This is a genomic window from Desulfurispirillum indicum S5 (assembly GCF_000177635.2).
Taxonomy (GTDB): domain Bacteria; phylum Chrysiogenota; class Chrysiogenetes; order Chrysiogenales; family Chrysiogenaceae; genus Desulfurispirillum; species Desulfurispirillum indicum.
Window position 1 is genome coordinate 1,190,001 of sequence record NC_014836.1, and the last position, 12,104, is coordinate 1,202,104.

Here is a 12,104-nt window from a genome sequence, read left to right on the forward strand (position 1 = left end):
TCAGAACGTCGTGAGACAGTTCGGTCCCTATCTGCTGTGGGCGCAGGATATTTGAGAGGATTTGTCCCTAGTACGAGAGGACCGGGATGAACGAACCTCTTGTGCACCGGTTGTTTCGCCAGAAGCACCGCCGGGTAGCTATGTTCGGAATGGATAACCGCTGAAAGCATCTAAGCGGGAAGCCAGCCTCAAGATAAGATATCCCCATGAGAGTCCAGGAAGACGACCTGGTTGATAGGCTGGGTGTGTAATCACCGTAAGGTGTTCAGCAGACCAGTACTAATTCTCCATTGTTCTTTTTCTGGCTTGATGCGCACCGTGCATTTTTTGATCTTGACGCTTCAGATCAAAAGAGATACAACCCTGAGTGTTTGGAAGAAACGCATATTCAACTCGACTGCCAGTCAGTCACGCAAAACCGTTTTTAACCGTTTTGCCTGGTACCTATAGGGCAGAGGCCACACCCGTTCCCATTCCGAACACGGAAGTTAAGCTCTGTTCCGCCTACGATACTTGGGCTTAAGCCCTGGGAAAATCGGACGGTGCCTGGCAAATTACCTTATAGATCAGCCCCGCAGGAGTCTTCCTGCGGGGCTGATTGCGTTGGAAAAGACAGGCAAAAGGTAACAGCAGACACAACAGCCGGAGAAGCTCTCCGGCTGTTTGTGCAGGGAAATCAAAAACGGTAGCGGAAGCTCAGGCGAATGTCTGACGCGCTGTCAACACCTGCTGCCAGGCGAGCTGGAAAACGGCGCTCCAGGACATATCCTTCATTATTTCAGGGCAATAAGCAGATTCTCCAGGTTTTTTCGCATAAGCGAGAAGTACGTTTGACCAGCTGCGAGATCTTCTCGTCGCAGATTTTCTATGGGATTGAGCACCAGGGTCTGAGCTCCGGTTTCGGTGGCAATTGTCTGGGCTACCCGGTTGCTGACGGTGGTCTCAAAGAAGACGTACCCGATGTCATTGGCTCGCAGAAAGTCTATGATGGCCATGACCTCACGTTGGCTGGGTTCTGAGCCCGGGTGAACGCCGGCTATGGCTATCTGCTCAAGATCATAGCGCTCTGCCAGGTAGGAAAACGCTTTGTGGGGTACGACAAAGTGACGGTTTGTCAAGTCCCGCAGGCTCTCAGTGTACTGCCTGTCCAGTTCAAGGAGTTCATCTTTGAGATGTTGGAAGTTCAAGGAAAAGAAGGGGGCATGCTCTGGCTGCAGTTGAATCAGGGTGTCATGAATTTTTTGCGCCTGCTGGAGGGCAAGGGTAGGGTCAAGCCAGACATGGGGATCGTCGGGGCCGTGGTCGTGATGATGGTGATGATGATGTCCAAAGAGGGAGCGCACTTTTCCCCAGGCGCTGCTGAAAAATCCATGGGAGTGGTCGTGATGATGGTGATCATCATCAGCTGCAAGAAGATCCATGCCCTCAGTAGTATTGACTATAGTCAGTTGATGGTCGCCTTCCAGTGCCTTCAGCAGTTTGTGAATCCAGAGTTCAAAGCCCGCGCCATTATAGACGAATATATCCGCCCTGGTTATCTCCAGCATTTGGCGGGCAGTGGGTTCATAGTCGTGAGCGTCGGCGCCTGGAGGAAGAATTGGCTTTACGTTGACTTTTTCGCCGCCGATTCGCTGACTGAATTCCGAGAGGGGATAGGTGGATGCGTACAGGGTCAGAGGAGCGGTCTGCTCCGCCCATACCGGGGTGGTAAGAAGAATCAACGCTGCCAGGAGAGAGAGGGATATTGCGCGCATGCTGGTGCTCCTTGTTTTTGAGGGTTGCATGGGGAGCACTGTACGAAATTTGCACGCTGAAGTAAAACGAAATCGTAACGATTACGATGTATGGGGTCGCTGGTGGAGTTGGGGTTCAGCTGTCGGGAAACTGCTTGCGAATAAGCCAGAATTCTTCTTCGTTGCGCAGGAAGGCATCTACGATTTCCGGATCGAAGTGCAATCCTCGCTCTTCGAGGATAATCTGATAGCACTGTTCACGGGGAAAGGCCGGCTTGTAGCAGCGTTCACTGCTCAACGCATCAAAGACGTCCGCAAGGGCGACGATGCGTGCACTGATTGGAATATCATTACCTTTGAGACCGTAAGGGTAACCGAATCCATCGAAACGTTCGTGGTGATAGAGGACGATATCCCTGGCGATACGAAGGAACTCTGAGCCGATCTCCTGATAAGCTTCATCGAGAATGGTTCCGCCGATTACCACATGTTCTTTCATGAGTTCGAACTCCTCTGTGGTAAGCTTCCCTGGTTTATTGAGAATCTCGTCGGGTATGGCCACCTTGCCGATATCATGCAGACTGGAGAGAGAGAATAACGTTGTGATAATACTGTTGTTCAGATCACTGTGACCATGCTCAGCCAGATCCTGGGCGAGCAGCCGGGTATAGTGCTGAACTCGCTCAATGTGGAAACCGGTTTCCGGGCTGCGATAGTCGGTGAGTTTTGCCATCAGGAGGATGATGCGTTCCTGGCTCTGGATGCGGATAAGTCGCTCGGATGCTTCGAGGCGAACGCGCATTTCATCGGGATGAAAGGGTTTGACAAGATAATCGCTGGCGCCGAGTGATATGGCCCGGATGATGTTCTCTTTTTCCGCCAGAGAACTGAGGACTGTGATGTGGGTATACTGAATCTCGTGTTTACGGATCTGTCGAATGAGTTCGAATCCGTCCATATTGGGCATTTCCAGGTCTGTGATCACTACCCGAGGTTGTATGGCGCGGAATATCTCTAATGCCTCCACGCCATCTGAGGCGCTGAGGACATTGTAGCCAAGGGTTTGCAGGTGATTATCAAGTATTTTTCTCTGGACCCGGGAATCTTCTGCTATGAGTATAGTAGTCGCAAAGCTGCTCTTACTTGGTGTGATCTTTTCGTTCATGGACTCAGGGGCCTCGTTGCAACCATCGCTTACTGGTTATGACGTTTGAGTGGAAAGTATACACAATTCCAGCGGTAAACATTACCATGGAACACCTTAGTTGGAAATACTTTTTCTGGAGACATATTATGAAAAGTTACCGTAAAGAATTATGGTACTGTGCTTCTCAGCGGCGGCAGCTCATCAATATTACACCGCAGTTGACTGAATGCCTGAGGGAAAGTGGAATTCGGGAAGGGCTTCTGTTGTGCAATGCCATGCACATCACTGCCAGTGTCTTTATTAATGATGATGAGGGGGGGCTGCACCAGGATTTTGAGCAGTGGCTGGAGCAGCTGGCACCGGAAAAGCCCTATTCGCGTTATCGTCATAACAGTTATGAGGATAACGCCGATGCCCATTTGAAGCGAACCATCATGGGACGGGAGGTGGTCATTGCGGTAACCGAGGGGAAACTGGACTTTGGTCCGTGGGAACAGGTCTTTTATGGGGAGTTTGATGGAATGCGCAAGAAACGGGTACTGGTGAAGATTATCGGGGCCTAGGCTGAACGGGGAGGCAAAGTGCCTCCCCGTTATCAGTTGTGGGTTACCACTCAAGTTTCGCATCTTGTTGTCTTAGGTTAAGGTGTTATTATTCTGATATTTATCGCGCTGAGACTGTATTGGTTTTGAATACTTGACTTATCTTGTATTCCACTTTTGTTTCCGGATATTGTCCTTTTTGACCGCGCAAAAAGGACGCAAAAACGCGCCCCCCCCGAACGCCCGTTTTTGCGGCTCGTTGGCTTGCCTGTTCTGGAGATCCGGCAGCAGGCTGCCCAAAGAGGCCCATCTGCTGCGTTGCCGGGCATCGCTCGTCACTGCGACGTACAGGGAGTACGCCTCCCTTCTCGCTTTGCCCGCGCCTTGCACCTGGGCCTCTTTGCGTTGCCTGACCGCTGCCTCCCTGCAGTGCTGCCGGACCACTCACTTCCTGTGAGTGTCCTGTTCAGGTCTTGCCAGCCAGGCTTCGCACTCACCGGACGGGCTCAGGGGGTCGCTTTTGCGCCACTTTTGGCGACCCAAAAGTGGCAAAAGAAACTCATAAACAGGGTGAGGGAATGTCAAGCGACGCAGTCTGTGCAGAACCATTTCCTCCATTTCAGCATGGCATGTGGGTCAGCGCCGACAACCTGCCGCTTCGGGGGTGCGAAACTTCAGTTACCAGTTGTAAGCCTTGATCTCAAAGTGATTTTTGGGGTGAGCGCAGGCGGGGCAGAGGTCAGGAGTTACCAGGTCGTCGTGGACATAGCCGCAGTTACGGCACTTCCACTTGACTGCGGTTTCCCGTTTGAATACGCGGTCTTTGATGATGTTGTCCACAAAGGCCAGGTAGCGTTCTTCGTGTTCCACTTCTACCCGCGCAATGTTCATGAAGATACTGGAAATTCCGGCAAATCCTTCTTCTTTGGCAATTTTAGCGAAACCAGGGTAGAGGATGGTGTGCTCTTCATGTTCGCCAGCTGCAGCTTCCTTGAGGTTAAAAAGAGTGTCTCCCAGGGCCACGGGATAATCCGCATTCACATTGACCATTTTGGGTTGCTCGTCAATGCCATCGAGAATTGCGTCAAAGAAGCGCTTCGCATGGGCGCGCTCGTTGTCGGCAGTCTCCAGGAAAATTTCTTCAATCTGGTTGTAGCCGTCCTTGCGGGCGCGGGAAGCGTAATAGGTGTAACGCATGCGCGCCTGGGATTCACCGGCAAACGCTTTCATAAGATTTCCAAGGGTTTGTGTGCCTTCAAGTTTTTTTGCCATTGAGGCCTCCTTCATGATCTAGTGCTTAGGGGGTTAACAGGAATGAATTCCATAGTTAGGAATTATTCTTATATAACTGAACGTAAAAGTCAAGAAATACCCCTGCGGTGGGCAAAAGAGCGCATTACCTGGAACAGGAATACATTGAATCCTATAGCTGCAAGCACCGGATTGACCAGCTCCTGGGATGATAACTCAAGCAACAGGGCGAGAGCTCCGGAAACAGTCATGGTAAGGGCGGCAGCCCATGGCCGCGCCCGCAGGCCGAGGAAGGCGTACAGAACCAGCATGGCCGGGCCAGCTGCGTAGAAGGTGTACGCAGTCTTCATCATGTCCAGGATATCCGAAAAGTACAGGGCCAGCAGAATTCCACTGATGCCCATGACCAGGCTGGCGAACTTGAGAACATTCAGAGACAGCGCATGGCGAAACAGGTCCCGGTTGAGGGTGGTAACCGCTGTCATTAACACGGTGTCAGCAGAGGATATCATGACCAGCAGAAACATGATCCGCAACAGTGCGTCAAAGGGTGAACTGAAAACCGTGTCTATGATGGTGGGGAAGAGCAGGTAGCTGTTGGTGAGCGCTGGCAGCACTGTCAGTGATTTCCATGCGATATATCCGATGGTCAGAGAAATACTAATTTTCAGGATGCCACCGAAAACGAGCCCCTGCCGGGCAGAAGCCACATTTCGCGAATACAGGGCGCGGCTGCTGACATCGGGCCCGGTCAGGCCGGAAAGAAACATCATGATGAAAAAGGCCAGCTGTTTGGCGGTTTCCAGTGACTGGGGGACGTGTTGGGGGGTGTAGGTGCTTTCGGCGGTGAACATGACCACCGCGAGGGTGATAAAACCACCGACCATGATGGCTGCCTGGAGAATATCCGTGTAAAAGACACCACGCTGGCCACTGAGGAAGATGTAGAGCAGAAAACACAGCCCTGCGGCAATAATCGCGCTGTTGCCCTGCAGGAAAAAGTCTGGTGGGAGAAAAAGCGTAAAGGACTTTATCAACAGGCCAAACCAGGTCAGCTCTACCAGGACAATAAAAATGGCACTGATGCGGCCGACCATCTTTCCGTACTGCAGTTCCAGATAGTGGGCCAGGGTGTCGGCACCGCTGTTGCGCAGAGTACGGGCAAAGAAGAGGCCGAAAACCAGCAGACCAATGCCAATGGGCAGGTCTATCAGCAGTCCGCTGGGTCCATGGTGATAGACCATATGGGCTAGCACAATGGTCGCGCTGCCCCCTATGGTCGTTGCCGCTGTGGAAAGGCCGCTGAGCCAGCCGGGAATATTCTTCCCGGCGTAGAGCCAGCCTGAGGTGTGTGTGTTTTCGCGAAAACGCCAGCCGAGGAGGATAAATGTACCGAAAATACCGGCAAACAGTATGGTAAAGGCCATTCAGCTCTTCTCCTCCAGCTGGATGCAGTCGATATTCGCTTCCTCGAAATACTGTCTGGTCATTTCGTCGGGGTAGCCATGGACGTACTTGACCTCACGTATCCCTGCGCCGATGATGATTTTTGCACAGATGGAGCAGGGTTGATGGGTGCAGTAGAGGGTTGCCCCTTCAACCGATGTCCCAAATCGCGCGGCCTGGAGAATGGCGTTCTGCTCGGCGTGCAGTCCGCGGCATATTTCATGCTGCGTGCCACTGGGTATATTGCGTTCATCGCGCAGGCAGCTGCCGATTTCCATGCTGGAACGCACACCCGGTGGAGCGCCATTGTAGCCGGTCGCAATGATGCGCTTTTCCCTTACGATAATCGCGCCGATCTGGCGACGCAGGCAGCTTGAGCGTCGGCCAACCTCAGCGGTTATATTCATGAAATACTGATCCCAGCCGGGACGCGCGCGATTCTCCATGGATCAGCAGCCCAGCTGCTGCAGCAGGTCACGGTAGAGGGGGAAGCGGGCGCTGAGTTGATGAACCTCGGTGCGTACTTCCTTCTCAACAGCTTCGTTCCCCATGTTTTCCAGTATGCGCACGATCATGCGTGCCACCGCACGCGCTTCCGCTTCTTTGAAGCCACGGGTGGTGATGGCCGGAGTTCCGACCCGGATACCGCTGGTGACAAAGGGGCTGCGCGTATCAAATGGTACACCGTTTTTGTTCACGGTGATGTCGGCATTACCCAGTGCCTTTTCCGCATCCTTGCCGGTAATGTCCTTGCTCGTAAGATCGATCAGGATGAGGTGGTTGTCCGTACCTCCACTGACCAGATGAAAGCCAGCCGCGCTCAGTTCCTCCGCCATGGCTCGTGCATTGCGAACCACCTGCTGCTGGTAGCTTTTGAACTCAGGGCTGAGTGCTTCCTTGAAAGCGACTGCTTTGCCGGCGATGACGTGCATCAGCGGGCCACCCTGCATGCCGGGGAAGACCCGTGAATTGATTTTTTTCGCGATGTCCTCGTCATTGGTCATGATCATTCCGCCACGGGGACCACGCAGGGTCTTGTGGGTGGTGGTGGTGACCACATGGGCGATGCCCACGGGGCTGGGGTGTTCACCGGCGACGATCAGGCCGGCGATGTGGGCGATATCGGCCACCAGGAAGGCGCCAACTTCGTCGGCAACCTTGCGGAAAGTGGCGAAATCAATAACACGCGGATACGCCGAAGCACCACAGACGATAATTTTGGGTTTATGCTCAAGGGCAAGGCGGCGAACTTCATCATAGTCAATCTGTTGGGTGTCCTGGCTGACCCCATAGGAGACGATCTTATAGAGCAGTCCGGAAAAATTGACGGGGCTGCCGTGGGTCAGGTGCCCACCATGGGCCAGATTCATGCCGAGAATGGTGTCACCGGCATCGCACAGTGCCATGTAGGCGCCCATATTGGCCTGGGAGCCGGAGTGGGGTTGTACGTTGACATATTCGCAGCCAAAGAGCTCCCTGGCACGGGCAATAGCCAGGTCCTCGGCCTTGTCCACCGCCTGACAACCGCCATAGTAGCGCTTGGCAGGGTATCCTTCGGCATACTTGTTGGTCAGGGTTGATCCCACGGCCTCCATGACCGCCGGACTGGTAAAGTTTTCACTGGCGATGAGTTCAATGCCTTCTTCCTGACGCATTGTCTCTTCACAGACGATATCGAAGATTTCACGGTCGACTTGCTTCAGCTGTTGCATAGGGTTCACCTCGTATATTGGAGAAAATAAAAAATGGCAGTCTGTTTGAAGGATTACATGAAGCCGTGCTGGCGCAGCAGCTCCATGGAGACGCCACCCTGGGATGCCGGGGTGGCGCCGGATGTGCCGAAACCGAGCAGTCGCTCAATGTACTTGGCCACCAGATCGCACTCAATATTCACCACATCACCGGATTTTTTTGTGGTCAGTGTGGTCAGTGACTGGGAGTGGGGTATCAGGTTGAAAGTGAAGGATGCTGTCGCGGTATCCACATCAAATACGGTCAGGCTGACGCCGTCGATGGAAGCGGATCCGCGTTCGATAAAGTAGCGGATGCACTCGGGCTGGTGCAGTCTGAGGCGAAACTTCCAGGAGTTGCCATCCCGTGAAATATCCATGATCTGCGCTGTGGTATCCACATGGCCCGCTACCATATGACCATCGAAGCGACCGGTGGCTGCCATGGCCCGTTCAACATTGACCCCGTCACCGCTTTTGAGTTGTCCCAGGGAGGTCACTCTCAGGGACTCATTGGAGATATCTGCCTGAAATCCGGCACTGTCATGCCTGGTTACGGTAAGGCAGACACCGTTGACGGCAATGCTGTCACCATCTTTGACACCACTGAGCACATGGTTGCAGCCAACACTGATGATGGCTCCGCTGTTGCTGCGGTGTATGGAGAGAACGTTGCCGACTTCCTCAATGATTCCAGTAAACATGGTGTCTGCCTTGAAAGTGTAATGTTGCCGGGGTGAGCGGAATACTGCACAGGACACGGAATGTACTGAAAGTTCCGCGTTTTGACAAGGGCAGCCTGGTTATTCAATGCCGCTGGAGCCAAATTTCTGCGTGCCGCGCTGGCTTGGAGAGAGCTCCTCGCTTATGACCAGATTGACGCGGGGTACAGGCAGGATCAGCATCTGACAGATGCGGTCGGCATTTTTTATCAGAAAGGGTTTGGCGCTGAGATTGGCGGCGATGAAGTGCACTTCACCGCGGTAGCCGCTGTCGATGGTGGCCGGAGAATTCGGGCAGATCAGGCCCTGCAGGCTCAGCCCACTGCGGGGACGTATCTGGGCCTCGTAGCCATCGGGAAGTTCAATGGCCACGCCCAGGGGAACCGGATGAATGAAATCCACATGCAGGTGGTTGCGGTCAATGCGCCTCTGCTGACACCAGCGTGCCGTGCGCTCCTGGGCGTCATCAACGTTGGACGCCCACTGGGCGGGCATCAGAAGCAGATCCTGCTCCAGGCGGGCGTAGCAGTCAAGGCCTGCGTCCCCTTCATAGGTATAGCGGGGAATGATGCCACCTTCGATCAGTTGAATGCGTATGTCGAGGGTTCTGATGTGTTCCAAGGGTGCCTCGCCTCAATCCAGGGTAATGATTTGCAGAAAGTTGCTCTCGCCGTGGTGCTCGAAGGGGTAGCTGCTGGTGATAATGACCTTGTCGCCGGTTTTCACCACGCCGCGATACTCCGAGATGCGCCGCGCGCTCTCCATCAGCTCCTCAATGGAGTGTACGGGTTCGATAAGTACGGGATGAATACCCCAGAGCAGGCTCAATCGCCTGTACAGGCTGACATGGGGAGTGAAGGCCAGTACGGGAATGCGGGGCCGGTGGCGTGAGGCCAGACGGGCAGTACCACCCTTCTGGGTATACACCCAGACCGCCTTGATGGGAAGCCGGTTGGAAATAGCTTCAATGGCGCCACCAACCGCGTGGGGAACGGCGTCCACATCGGCAAAGTTCATGGCCTCAAGACGCAGGGCGTGATCCTGCAGCATACCCCGCTCCACTTCGGTTGCGATACGCGCCATCATGCGCACGGCATCCACAGGGTATTTTCCCCGTGCCGTTTCGCCACTGAGCATCACCGCGTCGCTGCCATCCAGGATAGCGTTGGCCACATCACTGGCTTCAGCTCTGGTGGGCCGTGGATTGTTTATCATGGACTCCAGCATCTGCGTTGCCGTTATCACCGGGATCGCGCGCGCATTGGCCATGTGGATAATGCGCTTCTGGATAAGGGGAACCTGCTCCGGCGGAAGTTCAACACCCAGGTCTCCCCGCGCCACCATGATGCCGTCGGCGATGGAGAGAATCTCCTCCATGCGGTCAACAGCTTCAGGCTTTTCTATCTTGGCGATTATGGGGGTATTTTTGCCCTTGCCGGCGATGATGGTCTTGAGTTCCTGTACATCGGTGGCGGAACGCACAAAGGAGAGGGCTATGTAGTCCACCTCCTGTTCCAGCCCGAAGCACAGGTCCTCGTAATCCTTTTCCGTGATGGCCGGGATACTGACCTGAACTCCCGGCAGATTGATACCCTGCTTCTCTGCCAGGGTACCGCCGTTGAGTACTTCTGTCTGCACACTCCGGTCGTCGGCGGAGATAACCCGCAGCTCGATCAGGCCATCGGAGAGGAGAATGCGATCGCCCTTCTTGACATCCCGCGGCAGGGGGGTGTAGGTGGTGCTGACCTGTTCATTGTCGCCGATGATATCGTCTATGGTGATGGTGAATGTCTGGCCGACCCGCAGTTCCACTGGCGTGGCGTCCCTGAGTTTTCCGGTGCGCATCTTGGGCCCCTGAAGATCCTGCAGGATGGCGACGGGAATGCCCATTTCCGTGGAAACTTCACGGATCGTGCGGATCACCTCCGCGTGATCGCTGTGGGTGCCGTGGGAGAAGTTCAGGCGCGCGACACTCAGACCAGCGCGGATCAGGCTGGTTATAGCCTCTTTTGAGTTCGAAGCTGGACCTATGGTGGCAACTATCTTGGTTTTGCGCATGGTATTTGACCCTCCCAAATGGCAGAAATGTGTGTATACTACACCACAAAGCCTCTTCCTCTCCAGTTCTATTTCAAGGAGTACTCAAATGGTCCCCACCTATCACGTCTATGGCATTGGCAACGCATTGGTTGATTACGAATACAGGGTAAGTGATGCCCTGCTGGCTCGTATGGGCGTGGAAAAAGGGGTGATGACCCTTGTGGATGAGGCTCGTCAGCAGGAAGTGCTGGGTGCCCTGGGGGACACTTTCTGTAAGCGCGCCAGTGGCGGCTCGGCTGCAAACACCCTGATAGCGGTTTCCCAGCTTGGGGGTCGCGCTTTCTACTCCTGCAAGGTTGCCAGCGATTACAATGGCGACTTTTACTATCGCGACCTGGTGGCAGCCGGAGTGAATACGAATATCGGCTCTGCAAACCGCGAAGCCGGAGTGACCGGCACCTGCCTGGTCATGGTCAGTGAAGATGCCGAGCGCACCATGAATACCCACCTTGGCATAACTGCGGCCATTTCGGAAGCGGAGCTGGTGGAAGAGGCGATTCTTGACTCGCAGTACATCTATATGGAAGGGTATCTGGCCCCTTCGCCGAGTGGGCAGCAGGCGACGCTGAAGGCCCGCCAGATCGCCCGGCGTCATGGCGTCAAGGTGGCACTTACCTTCTCGGATTCCAATATGGTGCGTTTTTTCCGTAAGGAGCTCGACCTCATGGTTGGTGATGGCGTGGACATCCTCTTCTGCAATGAAGCGGAAGCACTCCTGTACACCGGCAAAGCAGACATCTTCGCTGCCGCCGACGCGCTTCGGAACATTGCTGGCACCTTCGCCGTAACGCGCGGTGAGCAGGGAGCCCTGCTGTGGGACGGCAACGCCATGGTTGAAGTGCCAACTCCCAGGGTGCAGCCAGTGGACACCAACGGTGCTGGCGATATGTTTGCGGGAGCCTTCCTCTATGGCATAACCCATGGGCTGAGCTTTCCGGCAGCTGGAAAACTGGCCTGCACAGCGGCAGCGCACGTGGTGACACAGTTCGGACCGCGATTGACCCTGGAGCAGACGCGCCAGCTACTGGAAGAAATGCACTGAATCTGCTACAAGGAGCAGTAAAGAGAAATGCTCCCGGGGTGCTTTGTGCGAGCACCGGTGGCACGCACAACACGGAACAGGATTTTTTATGTCAAGCAGTAAGCCGCGTATTGAAGAGGAACTGGATCTGGCTGTCAAGGAGCCGCGCCCCTATATGGTGTTGCTGCTCAATGACGACTTCAGCACCTGGGACTTTGTGGTCGAAGTGCTGGTGCGGGTTTTCCGTAAAACCCGCGACGATGCCGATAAAATTACCTATCACGTTCACCATAATGGTCAGGGCGTTTGTGGAATCTATCCCTTTGAAATTGCCCAGACAAAGGTTCAGCAGGTGCATGAACTGGCCAAATCCCGTGGGTATCCCCTGCGCTGCGTGATGCGGGAGGTGTGA

12 protein-coding genes and 2 rRNA genes (1 of these 14 only partly in view) are annotated in these 12,104 nt (G+C 54.5%); 5 read left to right on the plus strand and 9 right to left on the minus strand.

Features of this window, described 5'->3' with window-relative positions; all coding sequences use genetic code 11:
- Both SELIN_RS05625 and rrf read left to right on the plus strand, forming a co-directional pair.
- Positions 1-303 (plus strand): 23S ribosomal RNA (locus tag SELIN_RS05625) (it extends 2,587 nt beyond the left edge of the window).
- Between the two features lie 133 nt (positions 304-436).
- Positions 437-551: ribosomal RNA gene (gene rrf, locus SELIN_RS05630) — 5S ribosomal RNA — on the plus strand.
- 222 nt (positions 552-773) lie between these two features.
- Here rrf and SELIN_RS05635 read toward each other — a convergent pair.
- Together SELIN_RS05635 and SELIN_RS05640 are read right to left on the minus strand one after the other, a co-directional pair.
- Positions 774-1,754: a metal ABC transporter solute-binding protein, Zn/Mn family gene (locus SELIN_RS05635; RefSeq protein WP_013505705.1), complete on the minus strand. Its 981-nt coding sequence runs from the start codon at positions 1,752-1,754 to the stop codon at positions 774-776.
- Positions 1,755-1,869: 115 nt separating this feature from the next.
- The gene (locus SELIN_RS05640) at positions 1,870-2,898 is read right to left on the minus strand and encodes an HD-GYP domain-containing protein (RefSeq protein ID WP_013505706.1); all 1,029 of its coding nucleotides are present in this window, start codon (positions 2,896-2,898) and stop codon (positions 1,870-1,872) included.
- A 128-nt stretch (positions 2,899-3,026) separates the two neighbouring features.
- On the opposite strand from SELIN_RS05640, the gene SELIN_RS05645 reads away from it, so the two are divergent.
- Positions 3,027-3,443: a secondary thiamine-phosphate synthase enzyme YjbQ gene (locus tag SELIN_RS05645; RefSeq protein WP_013505707.1), complete on the plus strand. Its 417-nt coding sequence runs from the start codon at positions 3,027-3,029 to the stop codon at positions 3,441-3,443.
- Between the two features lie 657 nt (positions 3,444-4,100).
- On the opposite strand, the gene rbr is transcribed toward SELIN_RS05645, so the two are convergent.
- The 7 genes from rbr to pyk form a co-directional block, all read right to left on the minus strand.
- Complete coding sequence (gene rbr / locus SELIN_RS05655) at positions 4,101-4,694, minus strand: rubrerythrin (RefSeq protein ID WP_013505708.1); 594 nt, start codon at positions 4,692-4,694, stop codon at positions 4,101-4,103.
- Positions 4,695-4,783: 89 nt separating this feature from the next.
- Positions 4,784-6,100, minus strand: coding sequence for a sodium:solute symporter family protein (locus SELIN_RS05660; RefSeq protein ID WP_013505709.1), 1,317 nt, complete (start codon positions 6,098-6,100; stop codon positions 4,784-4,786).
- Positions 6,101-6,565 (minus strand): deoxycytidylate deaminase, encoded by a 465-nt coding sequence (locus SELIN_RS05665; RefSeq protein WP_013505710.1) that lies wholly within the window; start codon positions 6,563-6,565, stop codon positions 6,101-6,103.
- 3 nt (positions 6,566-6,568) lie between these two features.
- A complete protein-coding gene (glyA, locus tag SELIN_RS05670) occupies positions 6,569-7,831 on the minus strand; it encodes a serine hydroxymethyltransferase (protein ID WP_013505711.1) in 1,263 nt (420 codons plus the stop codon).
- Between the two features lie 53 nt (positions 7,832-7,884).
- Entirely contained in the window at positions 7,885-8,553 is a 669-nt protein-coding gene (locus tag SELIN_RS05675; RefSeq protein WP_013505712.1) for a riboflavin synthase, read from the minus strand.
- 99 nt (positions 8,554-8,652) lie between these two features.
- Complete coding sequence (gene dut, locus SELIN_RS05680) at positions 8,653-9,192, minus strand: dUTP diphosphatase (protein WP_013505713.1); 540 nt, start codon at positions 9,190-9,192, stop codon at positions 8,653-8,655.
- A gap of 12 nt (positions 9,193-9,204) precedes the next feature.
- Positions 9,205-10,629: a pyruvate kinase gene (pyk, locus tag SELIN_RS05685; protein ID WP_013505714.1), complete on the minus strand. Its 1,425-nt coding sequence runs from the start codon at positions 10,627-10,629 to the stop codon at positions 9,205-9,207.
- Between the two features lie 88 nt (positions 10,630-10,717).
- Here pyk and SELIN_RS05690 point away from each other — a divergent pair, with 88 nt between their 5' ends.
- Both SELIN_RS05690 and SELIN_RS05695 read left to right on the plus strand, forming a co-directional pair.
- The gene (locus SELIN_RS05690; RefSeq protein ID WP_013505715.1) at positions 10,718-11,713 is read left to right on the plus strand and encodes an adenosine kinase; all 996 of its coding nucleotides are present in this window, start codon (positions 10,718-10,720) and stop codon (positions 11,711-11,713) included.
- Between the two features lie 88 nt (positions 11,714-11,801).
- Positions 11,802-12,104: an ATP-dependent Clp protease adaptor ClpS gene (locus SELIN_RS05695; protein WP_013505716.1), complete on the plus strand. Its 303-nt coding sequence runs from the start codon at positions 11,802-11,804 to the stop codon at positions 12,102-12,104.